Source organism: Streptomyces sp. NPDC006691, from assembly GCF_042869955.1.
Taxonomy (GTDB): Bacteria; Actinomycetota; Actinomycetes; order Streptomycetales; family Streptomycetaceae; genus Streptomyces.
Genome location: NZ_JBIAGW010000031.1, coordinates 14338 through 29962 on the forward strand (window position 1 = coordinate 14338; position 15625 = coordinate 29962).

The following is a 15625-nucleotide window of genomic DNA, read 5'->3' on the forward strand; positions in this document are numbered from 1 at the left end:
GTGCCGGCGGGGGGTCCGGGGAGGACGGACACCGCCTCGGACCCGGCCTCCGATTCAGCCGGCCCTGCGCTCTGTCACCAGCAGGGTCTGCACCACCCGCCCGCAGTCCCCGGAGCCGTCGTACATCAGCCCCGTGGCCAGGCCCGAACCGGCCGGGCTGGAGGCGGTCTCCGAGCGCAGGCAGAGCCATTCGCCGACGGGATCGCGGTGCAGGGCGAGGGTGATGTCCGTGTTGATGACCAGGCCTTGGCGGTGGTCCAGCTCGAACGCCACGGCCCAGCTGCTGTCGGCCAGGGTGAGGGCCCGGGTCAGGGCGGTGTCCTGCTCCCCGGCCACCAGCGGGACGCGCTGGCGGGCCCAGACGGTGCCCGGGCCCGGTGAGTCGAAGCTCCGGCCGTCCTCGAACCGCCACTCCATCGCGGAGACATAGCCGCCCAGGTACGCCCCCGTCATGCTGCCCAGGGGCCGGGGCCCCGGCAGCGGCGGAGCGGCGGGCCCGTGCCGCAGCGAGGGCGTGTCCTCGGGGCTGGCCACCATGCGCCAGGCGCGGGCGAGCAGCACCGGCTCGCCGTCGGCGGTCAACTCGCCCTCCAGGAGCTCGACTCGGGCGCCGGAGCGTACGGCCCGCACCTCCACCCGCAGGTCCGCGACCGGCACCGGGCGGAGCAGCTCCACGGTGACCCGGGCGATCCTCGCACCGGGCCGCCCGGGGTGCCGTTCCATGGCCCGCCCCACGAGCGCCGACGGGGGACCGGCGTGCTGGGTCTTCGGGCTCCATGGGCCCGCGGTCGCCGGTGTGCTCTCGAAGGAACCGTCGGTGAGTTCCCGGTAGAAGGACGCGGGCAGGGCGGGGGTGACGGATTCGGGTTCAGGGCTCATGGCGGAAATCTGTAGACCATGAGGCAGCGACGCGGCAAGGGGACTCCGGCCACGCGATCTTCCTGGCACCGTGCACCCCGACCACCAGCACCGCCGGAACAGCAGCGCAGCCGCCCAGCACCATCACGGCCGCCGGCCAGGAGTGGCCGGCCACGAGTACCGCCCGCCGGCGCCCCGAGGGAGAGGGGGCCTGGAAGGACGCCGTGGACACGAAGGGCAGGCTTCGGGCGGTGCGGGCAGGCGCGTTCAGGCCGGCAGGCGGCTGGCGTGGGAGGAGCGGCGGGCCGCGGACAGCAGGGCGTGGATCTGCGGGCCCGCCTGCTCGATGTCCTTGACGGGGCGGGGAAAGGGCAGTCGTACGTCCTGGTGGGCGGCGGGGTACTCCAGGCGCAGGGTCAGTCCGTAGCGGTCGAGGGCCACGGGGAGGACACGGGACAGCGAGCTCTTCACCTGGGGCCGGACCAGCCGGAGCAGCAGCGGAACGAGATCCTTGTGGCTGTCGACGAGATGGTTGAGCATGCTCGCCTCACGGGTGGCCAGTGGGTCGAGCTCCGTCTCCTGGAGAGCGTCCAGGGAAATGTCCGTACGCCCCTGGGCGTCCTCGATCCACGCCGCGGCGAATTCCACACAGGTGCTCTCCGCCGCGGCGGGATCGTAGGGGGCGCTCAGGAGTCCCGAAAGGGTCACGCGGGCGCGCATCCGGTCGCGTACCGGGGTGGGAGCGATGTCGGTGAGTTCCAGACGGACGGGCAGGGGACCGGTGCGCTGCCCGTGGTCGAGGTCTCCGGGCTCGTGCAGATGGACACGGCCCGCCGCGCCGCCTTCGCCGGCGCAGTACACCTCGTGTCGGCCCTCGGCGGTCACCACGGTCATCGAATGGGCCGCCGCGAGGATCGACCGTACGCGCTCGGCGGCGGTCGGCGTGGCGGAGCGGACGCGGAAGGGGCGCATACGGGTTCCTCCTGGGAGGCGGCGTCGATACCCAAGCCCTCTGCTTAGGTATGCCTAACCTAACCTATCCGTCGCCTGCCCCCGCCGCCGCCGTGGCGGGAGTGACGTACGGGGCGTGCGATTGGCCCGGCTTCGCAAGTGAAACCCCTTGTGGGCAACGGGAATTGCCCACTTTCGAGGGACAGCACGGCTCGGCGCGGCATCGCTACGATCGGCGGCACTCCTCGGTTCCCTGAAATTTCACCGCCTTGGGTCCGCGCCCGGCGGCGAAGGGGCCGGGAGCTCGACGGCGCGCGGGGCCGCCAAGGGCTTCGCGCAGCTCGGACGGAGAGAGGCGGAACCCGATGGCAGGCCATGGCAACGGCGTACGGGCCGACGAGATCGCGAACGCGGTGTGGGTGAAGGCGACCGCGAGCGATGCCTACAACGACTGCGTTGAAATTGCGCGGCTCCCCGAGGGGGAGGTGGCCCTGCGCAACTCCCGCTTCCCACAAGGGCCGGCGTTAGTCTTCACCTCCTCCGAACTGGCGGCCTTCCTTGACGGGGCGCGCAAGGGGGAGTTCGACGGAATGGTTGGCTGAAAACCCGTAGCGACGGGTTGTGGCGGCCACCCCGGTTCCTCAGGATGGGCGCGTATCGGCGAGGGTCGCCGTGCGCTGGAGGAGTCAGGGTGGCCGCACGCGTTCTCGGTCCCGTCCCGGACGAGGAGCCCGAGAGTCCCCGCGCGAGCGCCGCCCCGCCCGCGCGCGTACTGGGTCTCCGGCTGCGTGAGATGCGGATCGAGGCGGGGCTGCGCGGCCAGGACGTGGTGGCCGCGGGCGCGATCGGCTCGGCCTCCAAGCTCAGCCGGTACGAGACGGCCAACGGTGACGCCCGGCCCGACACCGAGACCGTGACCCGGCTGGCCACGCTCTACGGCTACGACGACCGGGAGTCCCTGAGGGCGCTGACCAGCCTCGTGGACGACGCGAACCAGCGCCGCTGGTGGACGGACTACCGCGATGTGGTCGACAAGTCCCTGCACAACCTGATGGCGGTCGAGAGCGCCGCCACGGAGATCCGCACCTTCTCCGACTCGCTGGTGCCCGGTCTGCTCCAGACCTCCGAGTACGCCCGAGCCATCATGCAGGCCCCCTACCTGGGCAGACCGGACCACCCCACCATCGACCGCCGGTGGGAGGTGCGCCGGCGCCGGCAGCAGATACTCGAATCGCCCGAGGCTCCTGACTACTCGGCGGTCATCTCCGAAGGGGCGCTGCGCAAGTGGGTGGGCGGCCGCAAGGTGATGCGCGGCCAGCTGAGGCACCTGTTCAACCTCGCCGAGAACCGCGACCGGGTGCACATCCGTGTCTTCACCGACCGCGCCTGCGCGCGGGTGTTCCCGCCGACGACCGCGATGACGGTCTTCAAGTTCCGGCCGCGGGACGAGCCGGACATGGTCTACACCGAGGGGCTGAACAGCGGCGGGACCTGGCTGAGCGAGCTCGGCGACGTCGACCTGCACGCCGCCTCGATGACCGAGCTGATCCAGCACAGCCTCGGCAAGCGGGAAACGCTGGCCCTGCTGGAACGGCTCATCGCCGGCTTCGCGGACGACGCGGACCGGCCTTAGGGCCGGACGACCTTGCCGACGCCGCCGTACTCGATCCACTCCTGGGTCGCCTGGCGCGGGAAGATGTCGGTGTCGGGGTACCAGGTGGAGACCTCCACCGGCTCCTCGGCCTTCTGTAGGGCGAGGCCGTCGAAATACCTCCGGACCTCGGCGGTGGAGCGCACCCGCCCCCAGGTGCCGCCGGTGGTCTCGCGCATGAACTCCGTCACCCGGTGGCGGAGTTGGGCGTGGTCGCTGGCGAGCTGGGAGACGACCAGGTGGCTGCCGTCGGGCAGCCGGGCCGCGACGTCCTTGACCAGCTGCCAGGGGTCGTCGGCGTCGGGGACGCAGTGCAGGACGGACACGAAGAGCGCGGCGACAGGCTCCCCGTCCTCGGTCAGGCGCCGCACCTCGGGACGCCCGAAGTTGCCGTCGACATCGCGCATGTCGGCCTCGACGACGGCGGTGGTCCTGAGGTCCTCGGCGAGCATGAGCCGCCCGTGCGCGTGCACGAGCGGGTCGTTGTCGATGTAGACGACCTGGGCGCCGGGCTGGGACTCCTGGGCCACCTGATGGACGTTGGGCCGGGTGGGCAGCCCGGAGCCGTGGTCGATGAAGCGGCGGACGCCGCACTCCTGGGCGAGGTAGCGCACCGACCTCACCAGGAACGCCCGGTTGATCAGGGCGAGTTCGCGGGTACTGGGGGCGATCTCCAGGAGCCTGCGACAAGCCGCCCGGTCCGACTCGTAGTTGTCGGTTCCGTCGATGAGGAAGTCGTACATGCGCGCCACGCTCGGCGTGCTCACGTCGATGGACATGGCTCTCTCCCCCTTCGGGTGCGGCCCGGTCAACTGGTCTGCGGCTGGCACCGGTTGGCAGAGGAGCCATGCTAAGCCCCAACTGGCTGGGTGTGGAGGGCAGTTGGGGCGGTGTGCGGCGGGATCGGGCGATTCTCGGCCGGTGCGGCTACAGCCGGGTGACGCGGAGGTAGACGACCACGGTCCGGTCCGCCCACGCCACCGGAGCCGCCATCATCAGTGCCTCCGGAGGCAGCCCCATCCACACCACACCCGCCACCGTGGCGGTCACGAGCACCGAGGCCCAGCGGGCCGTGACGGCGAGGATGCCGACCACCGCGGTCTGGGCGATCACCTGCAGCGGGATGGTGGTGTCGGGCCGGCCCGGGAGCAGCAGGACGAGCTTCCGGTAGACGCGTTCGAGCACGACGTTCTCCTCTGGGTGGTTCAGCGGTCGTTGCCGGCTCGAACGCAACCACCGGGCGAGCCGTGCTCGCCAGAGCGGGAAATCCCTGAAAACAGGACGGGAACTCCGCCCGTGCCCACCGCCGCACCGCCCGCCACCTCCGCATCACCGGTCCCTGCGCGGCGGCGCGCCACACGGCGTGCGGACAAGAGGCGCCAGCGTCGTACCTCGACTCAACCCGAACGTATGAACAGGGGAACGCCGTAACCAAGGGCGGCCGAAATTTCATGCCGACCGCCGTCGGCCGGGTGCCGTGAACCTGTCGTGAACGCGGAAGAGCGACGCCCCGGACGGGGGCGTCGCTCTCCGTGCTGTCGCCGGCGCCGGCCCGAAGGGGTCAGACCCGGTCCGCCGCGATGAGGACGTACTGGAAGGAGCCGTCCCGGTAGGAGTTGATGAACGCCTCTTCGATGCCCGTCACGAGCGAGGACGTGGCCCGCAGCTCCCAGTACGGCAGGGTGTCCGGGGTGAGGTCGATGACGGCCTGCGGCACGAGCCGGTTGTCGGCCATCGCGCGCAGGTACTCGCGGCGCGAATGGATGTTGCACTCGAAGTGCGCGTTGATCTGCGAGACCCACTTCGAGGGCTGGCCGTACCGGGGGTTCCAGCAGCCGGTGATGGTCACATAGCGGCCCCCCACCTTCAGGATGCGGGAGTGCTCGGCGAACAGGTCGTGCAGATCGACGTACATGCTGGACTCGTTGTTCCACGAGCCTGCGGCCTGGCCGGTCTCGAAGGGCGTGGACAGCATGTTGCAGACCTGGGCGTGGACATGGTCCTGGATGTGGAGTTCGCGTGCCCGCCCGTTGGCGAAGTCGGCCTGCTTGGCCGACAGGGTGACACCTTCGACCTTGCACCCGAAGCGCTGGTGCGCCATCACCATCGAGCCGCCCCGGCCGCAGCCCGCGTCCACCAGGGTGTCCTCGCGCCCGATGTCACCGAGGTGCCCGAGGAGTACCTCGGCCTGCGCCGACTCCAGCCGGTGCAGCTCGGTGATCAGCTTCTTCTCGCTCTCGCTGTCACCCGGGTCGCCGAGCGCGGAGTGGTCGACGTCGCCGATGCCGTAGTGATGGTGGTAGAGACCGTCGACATCGCCGAGACGCAGGTTCACGGGCCGGGCCTCCCCGTCCCAGTAGCGCGCGATGTCACCCTGGTAGGGGGTCGCCGGGCCGGGGATGAAGAGGGCGGCGTCGGTGGCGGTGAGTTCGGTGCTGGTCACAGATGAGTCCATTCTTCCTACCAGAAGTCGGGCAGGCTGTAGCGATAGGTGTTCGTTTGGTGCCAGTGGTGGTTTCCGTCGACCCAGGCGGCCACTCCGCGCAGGAAGCGCTGCACGTTCGGGAGCGGGCAGTCGGCGGCCAGGGACGCGGCCGCGCTCTCGAAGTCGCGCATGAGGTCGTTGTGGACCTCGACCGACTTCAGATAGGCCTCCCGGTCGGAGAGGTCCTCCCGCTCGGCGATCACCACGGGCAGGTTCAAGTGCCGCCCGGGTGAGTCGAGTTCCTTGGTGTAGGAGTACAGGTCGTTGACGATGGTCGTCGCGTTTCCGGCGAGTGCGATGACCTTCTGCATGGCAGCCTGCGCGTGCAGGTCGGCCGGCAGTTCGTAGCCACCGACGGTGTCGGTGATGGTGGGGCAGGGGCGGAAGTTGTTGAACTGACGCATCGCCAGGTACTCCCACACCTCGGGTACGTGGTCCTGCTGCGCCCAGGCCGCCTCCGCGAGGTATCCCAGGTGCAGCCGGGCCATGTCGTGCCGGAACCGGTCGGCCTGCGAGGGGCTGGCCGCCCGGACGAAGTACTCCATGGCGGAGCGGTAGGCCCGCCGGGGCGCGTCCGAGTGCAACGACTCGGCCCACTGCGACTGGTACTCCCCGGTCGTGTACAGCGGGTCCAGGGCGGTGTGGGCCAGCAGAAGCCGTTCGCCGAGGCCGATGGGTGAGCCGCCGTGGTCCTCGCAGTAGCAGTCGTCCACCGCGTTCTCCGCCACCATCAGCCGGGTGGCGAGCATCAGGTGGTCGACGGACGGGGCGTCCGGGTGGCAGCCGACCATGTAGCGGCCCACGGAGAAGCCGTCGAACTCCTCCTCCCAGTCGTCCGGGTACAGCGAAACCTCGTCCAGCGCCCAGGACTTGATCCTGCGGCTGACCTCCTCGACCCGCACCGGATCGGGTTCGGCCACCGGGTGGTGGTAGAGGCCCGGGATCGGGGTGCCCTCGACCGCCGGCGGCGCCGCCGGTACGGGCGTCTCCTCCCGCAGGGTCAGGCGCAGGCCCGACGTGCCGATCCCGCTGGGACCCCGCAGGAGCCGGTCCAGATCGCTGCTCGGCGGCGCCGCCCCGACGTCCGGCGCCTCGGCCGCGGGTACCCCGGGGGGCGCGGGCGATGGCGGCGCGGTCGCGGCCGGCGCGATGGCGGGAGGCGGCGGCCCGGTCGGCACCGCGATGGCGGGGGGTGTCGCCGGAACAGGTGCGGCGGTCTGGGGCGGCACGCCTGGGGGCGCGCCCGTGGCGGCCTGGATGTCACGGGCACGGGCCGCCGCGTCGGCGAGGGTGTACGCCCCGAAGCGGGCGACGGCCTCGGGCAGACTCGACTGGGGAGGTGTCAGATCGGGCGCGGGCAATCCAGGACTCCTTCGTGGGGTGGGCGGCTGTCCCCGGGCGGTTCGGGCGTGCGCGACGGGCCCCGGCGGACGGGCGGGGCCGCGCGGGGGCGTACGGGCCGGGCCGGCTACCTGGGCCGCCGGGCGATCTGCACGTTCTCCAGGACGCCTACCGCGTCGGGTACGAGAATGGCGGCGGAGTAGTAGGTGCTGACGAGGTAGGACGTCATCGCCTTCTCGTCGAGACCCATGAAGCGGACCGAGAGCCCCGGTTCGACCTCGTCCGGCAGACCGGTCTGCCGCAGCCCGATGACGCCCTGGTTGTCCTCGCCGGTACGCATGATGAGGATCGAGCTGGTCTGCTCCTCGGTGACGGGGATCTTGTCGCAGGGCAGGATCGGCACCCCGCGCCACGCCTGCACCGACCGACCGTCGAGATCGACCTGGGCGGGGCGCAGACCGCAGGCGTTGAACTCGCGGCCGATCGCCGCGATCGTCCTCGGGTGGGCCAGATAGAACTTGGAGCCGCGCCGGCGGCAGAGCAACTCGTCCATGTCGTCCGGGGTCGGCGGGCCCGAGCGCGGCTGGAGCCGCTGTTTGAAGTCGGCGTTGTGGAGCAGTCCGAACTCCCGGTTGTTGATGAGCTCGTGCTCCTGGCGCTCGCGCAACGCCTCGATGGTGAGCCGGAGTTGTTCCTTGGTCTGGTTCATCGGCCCGTTGTAGAGGTCGGCGACCCTGGTGTGGACCCGTAGAACGGTCTGCGCGACCGAGAGCTCGTACTCGCGCGGCGCCGCCTCGTAGTCGACGAACGCGCCCGGCAGCTCCTGCTCGCCCTTGTGGCCGGCCGCCATCGCGATCTCGGCCTCGCCCTTGTGGTTCTGCCGTCGGCGGGGGAGCGAGACGAACGTCTCCACGTGGTCCCGCAGCTCCGGTGCCGAGGAGCGCACTCCCGCGAAGTCGGCGCGGGAGAGCGTGAGCAGGGTGCCCGAGGTCTCGGCGGTCGCGGTGTGCTTCCAGCGGGCGTCCTCGTCCAGCAGGGCGTGCTCGCCGAAGTGGTCGCCGTCGCCGAGTACATCGAAGGACAGCTCGTCGCCGTACCCGCCGACCGAGGTCTGGCCGATGCGGCCGTGGGCGATCAGATGCAGGCGGTCCGCCGGGGTGCCCTCCTCCACCAGCGTCTCGCCGGCCGAGAAGTCCCGCTGGACGCAGCGATCGGCGAGGGCGGTGAGCACCTCCACGTCGTCGAAGCCGCGCAGCAGCGCCAGTTCACCCAGCTCGCGCGGGATCACCCGGACCGCGGCGCCGTCCTGGACGAACTCCACCCGGCCGTCGCCGACGGTGTGGGTGAGGCGCCGGTTGACCCGGTAGACCCCGCCCTTGGTCTCGACCCACGGCAGCATCCGCAGCAGCCAGCGGTCGCTGATCTCCTGCATCTGCGGGGCGGACTTGGTGGTGGTGGCGAGGTTGCGCGCGGCCGCCGTGCCCAGGGACTGCCGTGGCGGCTCCAGCCGAGTGTCCGGGCGCGAATCAACAGTCATCGGGCGAGCTCTCCTCGGTCGGGGGGCGGCAGCGGGCATGCGGATGCACGGGGCAAGAGGTACGAAAGGGGTATACGAACGGATTCCGTCCGGGACCAGAAGGACACTAACGGCCGGTTCGCCCCCCGGACCAAGGGAAGCCGGGGACATTAACTCGATACGATGATCGCGCCTTCGCGATGTTTGCCCACGTACCGTCGGGATTCGGTCAGGCTGAACGTTCCGTCCGGACCTGCCGTCGGCTCTCGTACGGGGCGTCGGAGGTGGCGCGCGCAGGCCTGAAGCCAGGCCGTTCGCGCAGTTGGGGGAGGTAGAGCGGCCGCCCGGACCGTGCGTGTCCCGCCCTTTGTCGCGCGCTCGCTTCGCGCCGAGGCGTCAGAAACGCGTCACGGCCCGTCGTCCTGTGCGCAGGATCCGGGCTTGCGGCCGGACCGGACGCGTGAACGCCCTGGGGCGACCCTCGTCCTGCGGAGTCCGCCCGGTGGGCACCCAGGTGGCGGACCGCCCATCCCGCGGAGCGACCACAGGTCAGCGAGGTGACGTCCGCGCCCGTGCGCCCCGTGCGACACCTTGACCCGATCCGGGCCGCGATGGCCGAAATGGGCCTTTCCGGGCCCGAGTTCGCGGTCGGCGGGAGAGGAAGATCACGCCAAGTGGCGTGGTCTTGGCCGCTTCCCGGCCGCGCGGTACCTTCAGTTGGATATCGACGACGTCAGAACGGAAGCCGGTGGAATTCCGGCACGGTCGCGCCACTGTGAACGAGTCGCCCCAGGAGAGGCGGATCGGAGTCAGACCCGTAGCCGTCGTCATGTGCACCACCGAGATGGGACGCGAACTCCCAGAGGAGGCCCCTGCCATGGCGCAGCATGTCGCCCAGCCGACTGCCACCACCCCCACCCTTCCCGCGAAGCTGCCGCTGAGCGCCGTCGTCCCCTGGGCGGCCTTCTTCGGCATCCTGATGCTGGTCCTGCTGTACTTCGTCGGCGCCGAACAGGGCGCCACCTCCCTGGTCAGCGGCGCCGGTGTCCACGAGTGGGTCCACGACGCCCGCCACCTGCTCGGCTTCCCCTGCCACTGACAGGGACGCCGAACATCCATGAACTCCGCAACGGTCAGAAACCTCCTCGTGCGGGGCATGCTCGCCGGCCTCGGCGCCGGCCTGCTCGCCCTCGTCGTGGCGTACTTCCTCGGTGAGCCCGGCGTGGACAGCGCCATCGGCTTCGAGGAGGCACACGCCCCGGCACACGAGCACGAGGTCGAACTGGTCTCCCGCTCCCTCCAGTCCACCGCGGGCCTCGCCACCGGCGTCCTGGTCTACGGGATCGCCTTCGGCGGCATCGCCGCGCTCGCGTTCTGCTTCGCGCTCGGCCGGGTCGGGCGCTTCTCCGCGCGCGCCACTGCACTGCTCCTGTCGGGAGCGGCGCTGCTCGCGGTGTACGTCGTGCCGTTCCTGAAGTACCCGGCGAACCCGCCGTCGGTCGGCGACCCCGACACCATCGGCAAGCGGACCTCCCTGTACTTCCTGATGATGGTGCTCAGCGTGCTCCTCGCGATCGCCGCGACCATTCTGGGCAAGCGTCTCGCGCCGCGCCTGGGCACCTGGTACGCCACGGTCGTCGCACTGGCGGCCTTCGCGCTGGTGATCGGCCTCGCTTACGCGTTCCTGCCGGTCATCAACGAGGTGCCGGCCGACTTCCCCGCCACCTTGCTGTGGCGGTTCCGGCTCTCCGCGCTGGCCATCCAGGCCACCCTGTGGGGCGGACTCGGCCTGATCTTCGGCGAGTTGGCGGAGCGCCTGCTCAACCCGAAGCCGGCGGCCGTGCCCGCGGCGGGGGTACCGGCCGCGAACTGATTCCTTCCGCGGACAGCCGCTGAGCCCTTGCGGGCACCCCGTGCGGCGTCCTTCGGGACGCCGCGGCAGGCACGGCGCTCCGCCGCACGAGGTACCAGGACACGCCCGGCGGGCCCCCGGATCGATCCGGGGGCCCGCCGGGTTTCCGCATTCTCCCGCCCAGCCGGCCTCGCCCGTCCAAGGGATCCTCCCGGCCGCCGGCCCCGATCCCGGTCTCCCGCGGCGACCGCCGGACGCCGACTCGACCGGTAGGGGCGGACGGGAATGACCGGTATATGCGGACAGGCGCGAGAGGGCGCCGCGGCCGGGAAGGCGGGGCCGCTTGCATCGAGGGAGCCACAGAGCATACTGGTCGGGCCCCGATCACTCACAGAACGACTCCATGGCCAAGAACAGCACCTCCCCGACCACCGTCCCCGACACCGCGTGGCTGGGGCGCGGGCGCCACCTCGGGCCCGAGCCCGAGCGGGACGTCCGGCGCAACCTGATCGCCCTCAAGGCGGCCGGCGTGCTGGACGACTTCCTGGACCTCGACCCCGTCGAGGCGGCGCGCCCCACCGTCCTGTACCCGCGGGACGAGTCCGCCGACCCCGGCCCGTCGGCCCGCCGCCTGTTCGAGGCCCGCTGGCGGGTGTCCGGCGACGTCACCGTGCGCGCACAGCTGACCACGTACGAGCCCGACAGCCGTCGCAAGACCGACGAGGGCGTGACCTGGGTCCTGGCCGCCGAGGCCGAGCGGGCCTGGGACGCGCACTGGCCGTCGCCCGCCACGATGTTCTGGCCGGACAGCGACCAGATCGACTGGGACCACGACACGGTGGCGAACCTGCGGCTGCGGACCACGAACCACCTGCCGAAGGACGACGACGAGCTGCGCCACCTGCTGCGGGAGTGCACCCGGCAGAGCTGGTACGTCCACGTCGTGGTGCACGAGGCGATGACGCCGGACGCGCGGGGACAGCGGCCCATCTCCGCCTTCCTCCCGCCGAGCCTGCGCCACCGGGTGATCGAACACCGGGGCACGCCGGAGCAGGCACAGATCGCCGACCACGCGATGAAGCGCGAGCTGAGCGTGCGGATGCCGCGCGGCGGCGGCGTCGTGCTGCCCACGGTGCCTCCGGGCACGTGGTACGACGCGGACCGCTTCACGGTGCGCAGCGTCTTCCTCGACGGTTCGGAACCGACCGAACTCCTCGACAGGATCCGGGAGTTCGCGGCCATGCCGCAGATCCTCACGGCGGACGCGGAGCAGGCGCTGACCCGTCTGCGCAGGGGCTGGCACCTGCTCGACCCGCACGAGGAGCTGGCCCACGCCCAGGCCATGGTCGCCCAGTACGCCGAGGCGCTGGACGCCATGACCCACCAGCGCGACCTCTACCGCGAGGCGGCGGAGGCGGCCCACGCCGCCCTGGCCGAGGCGCCCGGCGTGGACGCTCCCCGGCTGCCGGGCCCGAGGCCGGACAAGGCTGAGGCCTCGCCGCTGAGCGGGCTGACGAAGGCGTTCGGGCGGCTGCGGGGGCCGAACAAGTAGCAGGCCGGACCCTCGGCGCGGGGCCGCCGCTCACGCCGGGTCGAGCAGCCCCGTGCACGAGCCGCCGAGCGTCCGCTGTCCTCGTACGGCGCTTACGGCATGGCCCGCACGATCACCAGCGAGCCCTCGTAGACCGGCTGGTCGCGCAAATGGCCGAACTCCTCGTCCCACGCGCCGGAGGCCAGGTCGCGGCGCAGGGCGGTGTCGAAGCGCTCGCGGGCCAGGTCGTCGACGAAGCTCCAGGCGGAGCAGGCCTGGCGGGCGGCCGGGTCGAGCAGCCTCTCCGGACGGCCGTAGTAGGCCTCGTTGAAGCCGTCCGTGCAGTCCAGCGGAATGGGCACGTTCTCGACGGTGCAGTCGCCGCCGAGCGCGGTGACCACCTCCTCGACGGCCGGGTAGCGCCGGGCCTCGGTGTCCAGGACCTCGGGCGCGTACCGGTACAGCCAGAAGTCCCGTACCAGGGCCGGATCGCAGGTGAGGACGACCACGGGGCCGCGGGCCACCCGCCGCATCTCGCGCAGCCCGGCCCGCACGTCCGACCACTGGTGCACGCTGAACAGCGTCATCGCCCCGTCGAACTCCCCATCCGTGAACGGCAGGTTCTCGGCGACGGCGTCTATGGCGCGCACGAGGCGGGCGGGCCGCTGGGCACGCATCGACTCCGACGGCTCGACCGCCGTCACGGCCTGCGCCGCGTTCTCGTAGGAGCCCGCGCCGGCGCCGACGTTGAGGACGGTCCGGGCGTCGCCGAGCGCCTCGGCGATGCGCCGGGCGATCCGCTCGTCGGGGCGGCGGTAGGAGGCGTATCCGGAGCCGATGGCGCCGTAGTCGACGTCTCCGGCGCTGCCGTCCTCGGTGCGTGTGGTCATGGGTTTGCCTCGCTTCGTGAGCAGGAACCGTGGAAGGGGTCCCGCGCGCCCATCGGTTGTGCCGGGCGGGAGCGGGGGACCGGCAGGGGTGCTACGACCAGAGCTGGAAGCGTTCCCAGCCCCGCTCGGTCCGCTCGTACCGCAGCCTGGTGTGGACGCGGCTCTTGGCCGCCTGCCAGAACTCCACCTCCGTCGCGGCGAGGGTGTAGAGCGTCCAGGCGGAGTCGACCAGCGCCGGCTCGCTCTCGACCAGGGCGAGGGACTTCTCCAGAGCCTGGTCGCGTTCGGCGGTGTCCGCCAGGTACTGGCTCTGGCGGCCGAGCAGCGACTCGGCGCGGGCGGTCGTCGAGCGGCCCAGGAAGTCGGGCGCGTTGTCCTTCGGGGATCCGGGCGCAACCGCTCCGCGCAGCCGGACCTGCCGCCCGTGCTCGGGCCAGTAGAAGGTGAGCGCGGCCCGCGGATGGACCGTCAGCTGGCGCCCCTTGGGGCTGAAGCCGTGTCCGGCGAACTGCCAGCCGAAGGCGTCGGCCCCCTTGAGGATCAGGACGCGTGCGTCCGGATCGCCCGACTCGTCGACCGTCGACAGGGTCATCGCGTGCGGCTCGCGCAAGCCGTCCCGCACGGCCTGCGCGAGCCAGGACAGGAACAGGGTCGTAGGATCGGCCGGTGCCTGCTGGGGCTCGAACTCGGGAAGCGGCCCCGCGAACACCGCGATGTCCCGCAGCCAGGCACGCACGGCAATGCCGTGATCCCCGTCGTCCATCTCTTGCCTCCTCCGCGGCGGACCGTCTGGGTCCATCCTGCATCTGCGGCCGAAATTCGACAATTATCTGGCAGATGCTTGGTTGATGGCCCAACGGTGGTGGCATTCGCGCGGCGATCTTTGGAGGTAGGGACAAGCGGAGGGGTGCGGTTGTCGCGGCTTGTTCTCTCCGTCGGTCCTGACGAGTTCGCTCCTTCGGTCAGTCGACGAGTCCCGCCCGTGCCAGGAAGTGCCCCGAGGCGTCCTCGTACTCGTCCAGGCGCCAGCCCGTCGCGGTCAGGGCGGGACGCAGATTGTGCTCGGCGAGCAGGTCGGCGGGGTCGAGCGGGCGCCCGTGCCGGGCCGCACGCTCGGTGCGCCCGGAGGGATGGAACAGCAGGAGCACACAGTCGCGAGCGGCGACGCGGGCCCATTCGGTGAGGGCGGCGCGGGGATCGGGCAGGTGGTCCAGGAGCCCCGCCGAGAAGATGCCCTGCACGGAACGGCGCGGCACGGGCAACCGGGTGCAATCGGCCGCCAGGAGGTGACCGTGCTCGGTGCGGCCGTGCCGGGCGGCGGCGGAGAGCATGGCCGGTGTCACGTCGACACCGACGACCCGGCCGTGCGGTCCGACCAGCTCCCGCAGGGCGGGCATCGCACGCCCGGTGCCGCACCCGAGGTCCATGGCCGTGGTGCCGGGCCGCAGTCGCATGCGGGTGACGGCGGCGGCATAGGCGGGGGCCTGGTAGGCGAAGCGCTCCTCCCATGCGTCGGCCCGCTGGGTGAAGAAGGTCCTGGTGGTGGTGTGTTCGGCCCGGAAAGCCGCCAACTCGGCGAAGCGGCCGAGGAGTTGGGCCATCGTCTCACCGCAGGTGGCGTCCGGCGGGTGCCCCGGCTCCCCGGTGGACCGCACGCCCCACGCGCTGCCGCCGAGGCGGAATGCCGTGGGTGGCGGCTCGTGCCCGGCGAAGAGCGGGTCGGTGACGGCCGCCGGGGCCGGCTCCGGGCATCCGCGGGGCGCGCCCGTCGCGGCGGCCCGCACCGCGGAGTCGGCCAGCAGCTCGGCGCCGCCGCCCAGGGCCAGGACCGGCACCTGCGCGGCGAGTGCCGCCCGCACCAGGGCCGGTGTGACGGTGTCGGCCGGGCCGGGGGCGTCCAGCAGGATCAGGCCCTCCACGTCACCGAGTCCGAGCGGCCCGGTCGTGCCTTCCCCGAGCGGCACGCGACGGACGGTGAGACCTGCCGCGCCGATCGCCCCGCTCACCGCCGCGGGGGTCTCGGCGGACGCCTGCTGCATGACGACCACGGCCATCGCGCACTCCTCACCTACGAGCCCTTCCGGCCACACCGGTTGGCATCTACGCAAGGATGCGCCCACTCGATGCGCATATGCCAGACCATCTCTGGTGCTGAGATGCCGTGTCCCGCCGGGGCTGGTGGCTGGAGAAATCCCTACGGATGCCGACGAAATCCCTGTGGGTGCCGGAGGGATCCCTGCGGGGAATCCTTAGGAGGCCCCTCGCCGAACCGCGAACGGCGTGGGGCCTCCTGCCGGGTGTCCCGCGGCGGCGAGAGCCACTCAACCGCCCCGTCCCGGTGCCCCAAGTGAAGCAAGGGCCACCGGGGGCGGGCTACTGGAGCAGGACACAGAAACAGGCCCGTATGGCCGGTATGGGTACGGTCAATCATCCAAGAGGGGATCATGGCGTACGGGGTAGCATTTGCGAGGCAAGTGGGTGTTTTGATCTTGCTGTTGCGGGTGCAGAAGAAGGGTGAGTCGCGTGACGGGCAGTGAATACGTCCCCCCG

The 15625-nt window shown here is 71.6% G+C and carries 15 protein-coding genes and 1 riboswitch; of the genes, 5 read left to right on the top strand and 10 right to left on the bottom strand.

From position 1 onward, the window contains the following. Positions 1-54 precede the first annotated feature (54 nt). Both ACFYNP_RS35960 and ACFYNP_RS35965 read right to left on the bottom strand, forming a co-directional pair. A complete protein-coding gene (locus tag ACFYNP_RS35960) occupies positions 55-879 on the bottom strand; it encodes a thioesterase family protein (RefSeq protein WP_388791447.1) in 825 nt (274 codons plus the stop codon). Between the two features lie 246 nt (positions 880-1125). Next, the gene (locus ACFYNP_RS35965; RefSeq protein WP_388791449.1) at positions 1126-1830 is read right to left on the bottom strand and encodes a DUF2470 domain-containing protein; all 705 of its coding nucleotides are present in this window, start codon (positions 1828-1830) and stop codon (positions 1126-1128) included. Positions 1831-2174: 344 nt separating this feature from the next. On the opposite strand from ACFYNP_RS35965, the gene ACFYNP_RS35970 reads away from it, so the two are divergent. Both ACFYNP_RS35970 and ACFYNP_RS35975 read left to right on the top strand, forming a co-directional pair. Then, positions 2175-2411, top strand: a complete 237-nt coding sequence (locus ACFYNP_RS35970) for a DUF397 domain-containing protein (protein ID WP_388405066.1) — start codon at positions 2175-2177, stop codon at positions 2409-2411. Between the two features lie 89 nt (positions 2412-2500). After that, positions 2501-3442, top strand: coding sequence for a helix-turn-helix domain-containing protein (locus ACFYNP_RS35975; protein ID WP_388405069.1), 942 nt, complete (start codon positions 2501-2503; stop codon positions 3440-3442). Here the strand turns inward: ACFYNP_RS35975 and ACFYNP_RS35980 are convergent. The 5 genes from ACFYNP_RS35980 to ACFYNP_RS36000 form a co-directional block, all read right to left on the bottom strand. After that, positions 3439-4239, bottom strand: a complete 801-nt coding sequence (locus ACFYNP_RS35980) for an SAM-dependent methyltransferase (RefSeq protein WP_388791451.1) — start codon at positions 4237-4239, stop codon at positions 3439-3441. The genes ACFYNP_RS35975 and ACFYNP_RS35980 overlap by 4 nt on opposite strands. A gap of 148 nt (positions 4240-4387) precedes the next feature. Continuing rightward, positions 4388-4645, bottom strand: a complete 258-nt coding sequence (locus ACFYNP_RS35985; RefSeq protein ID WP_388405075.1) for a hypothetical protein — start codon at positions 4643-4645, stop codon at positions 4388-4390. Positions 4646-5021: 376 nt separating this feature from the next. Next, the gene (locus tag ACFYNP_RS35990) at positions 5022-5903 is read right to left on the bottom strand and encodes a geranyl diphosphate 2-C-methyltransferase (RefSeq protein ID WP_388791453.1); all 882 of its coding nucleotides are present in this window, start codon (positions 5901-5903) and stop codon (positions 5022-5024) included. 17 nt (positions 5904-5920) lie between these two features. After that, positions 5921-7204: a family 2 encapsulin nanocompartment cargo protein terpene cyclase gene (locus tag ACFYNP_RS35995; RefSeq protein ID WP_388791501.1), complete on the bottom strand. Its 1284-nt coding sequence runs from the start codon at positions 7202-7204 to the stop codon at positions 5921-5923. A gap of 209 nt (positions 7205-7413) precedes the next feature. Continuing rightward, positions 7414-8823, bottom strand: coding sequence for a family 2B encapsulin nanocompartment shell protein (locus ACFYNP_RS36000; protein ID WP_388791455.1), 1410 nt, complete (start codon positions 8821-8823; stop codon positions 7414-7416). A gap of 683 nt (positions 8824-9506) precedes the next feature. After that, a riboswitch (cobalamin riboswitch) is annotated at positions 9507-9640 on the top strand. Between the two features lie 39 nt (positions 9641-9679). Here ACFYNP_RS36000 and ACFYNP_RS36005 point away from each other — a divergent pair. The 3 genes from ACFYNP_RS36005 to ACFYNP_RS36015 all read left to right on the top strand — a co-directional run bounded on the left by ACFYNP_RS36005 (position 9680) and on the right by ACFYNP_RS36015 (position 12206). Next, positions 9680-9901: a CbtB-domain containing protein gene (locus tag ACFYNP_RS36005; RefSeq protein ID WP_100576377.1), complete on the top strand. Its 222-nt coding sequence runs from the start codon at positions 9680-9682 to the stop codon at positions 9899-9901. A gap of 18 nt (positions 9902-9919) precedes the next feature. Continuing rightward, the gene (locus ACFYNP_RS36010) at positions 9920-10675 is read left to right on the top strand and encodes a CbtA family protein (RefSeq protein WP_388405082.1); all 756 of its coding nucleotides are present in this window, start codon (positions 9920-9922) and stop codon (positions 10673-10675) included. 382 nt (positions 10676-11057) lie between these two features. Then, positions 11058-12206 carry a hypothetical protein gene (locus ACFYNP_RS36015; RefSeq protein WP_388405084.1) on the top strand — a complete coding sequence of 383 codons (1149 nt, stop codon included), beginning with the start codon at positions 11058-11060 and terminating at the stop codon, positions 12204-12206. 92 nt (positions 12207-12298) lie between these two features. Here ACFYNP_RS36015 and ACFYNP_RS36020 read toward each other — a convergent pair whose 3' ends face one another. The 3 genes from ACFYNP_RS36020 to ACFYNP_RS36030 all read right to left on the bottom strand — a co-directional run bounded on the left by ACFYNP_RS36020 (position 12299) and on the right by ACFYNP_RS36030 (position 15129). Continuing rightward, positions 12299-13075 carry a class I SAM-dependent methyltransferase gene (locus ACFYNP_RS36020; RefSeq protein ID WP_388791457.1) on the bottom strand — a complete coding sequence of 259 codons (777 nt, stop codon included), beginning with the start codon at positions 13073-13075 and terminating at the stop codon, positions 12299-12301. Between the two features lie 91 nt (positions 13076-13166). Then, positions 13167-13838, bottom strand: coding sequence for a pyridoxal 5'-phosphate synthase (locus tag ACFYNP_RS36025; RefSeq protein WP_388791459.1), 672 nt, complete (start codon positions 13836-13838; stop codon positions 13167-13169). A gap of 199 nt (positions 13839-14037) precedes the next feature. Beyond that, on the bottom strand, positions 14038-15129 hold the full coding sequence (locus tag ACFYNP_RS36030) for a methyltransferase domain-containing protein (RefSeq protein WP_388791461.1): 1092 nt from the start codon (positions 15127-15129) through the stop codon (positions 14038-14040). Positions 15130-15625 lie beyond the last annotated feature (496 nt).

Bases quoted from the DNA above. Each gene is read 5' to 3' on its own strand.
- ACFYNP_RS35970 (WP_388405066.1), top strand. From the start codon at position 2,175: ATGGCAGGCCATGGCAACGGCGTACGGGCCGACGAGATCGCGAACGCG.
- ACFYNP_RS36030 (WP_388791461.1), bottom strand. From the start codon at position 15,129: ATGGCCGTGGTCGTCATGCAGCAGGCGTCCGCCGAGACCCCCGCGGCG.
- ACFYNP_RS36020 (WP_388791457.1), bottom strand. From the start codon at position 13,075: ATGACCACACGCACCGAGGACGGCAGCGCCGGAGACGTCGACTACGGC.
- ACFYNP_RS36015 (WP_388405084.1), top strand. From the start codon at position 11,058: ATGGCCAAGAACAGCACCTCCCCGACCACCGTCCCCGACACCGCGTGG.
- ACFYNP_RS35965 (WP_388791449.1), bottom strand. From the start codon at position 1,830: ATGCGCCCCTTCCGCGTCCGCTCCGCCACGCCGACCGCCGCCGAGCGC.
- ACFYNP_RS36005 (WP_100576377.1), top strand. From the start codon at position 9,680: ATGGCGCAGCATGTCGCCCAGCCGACTGCCACCACCCCCACCCTTCCC.
- ACFYNP_RS35980 (WP_388791451.1), bottom strand. From the start codon at position 4,239: ATGTCCATCGACGTGAGCACGCCGAGCGTGGCGCGCATGTACGACTTC.
- ACFYNP_RS36010 (WP_388405082.1), top strand. From the start codon at position 9,920: ATGAACTCCGCAACGGTCAGAAACCTCCTCGTGCGGGGCATGCTCGCC.
- ACFYNP_RS36000 (WP_388791455.1), bottom strand. From the start codon at position 8,823: ATGACTGTTGATTCGCGCCCGGACACTCGGCTGGAGCCGCCACGGCAG.
- ACFYNP_RS35960 (WP_388791447.1), bottom strand. From the start codon at position 879: ATGAGCCCTGAACCCGAATCCGTCACCCCCGCCCTGCCCGCGTCCTTC.
- ACFYNP_RS36025 (WP_388791459.1), bottom strand. From the start codon at position 13,838: ATGGACGACGGGGATCACGGCATTGCCGTGCGTGCCTGGCTGCGGGAC.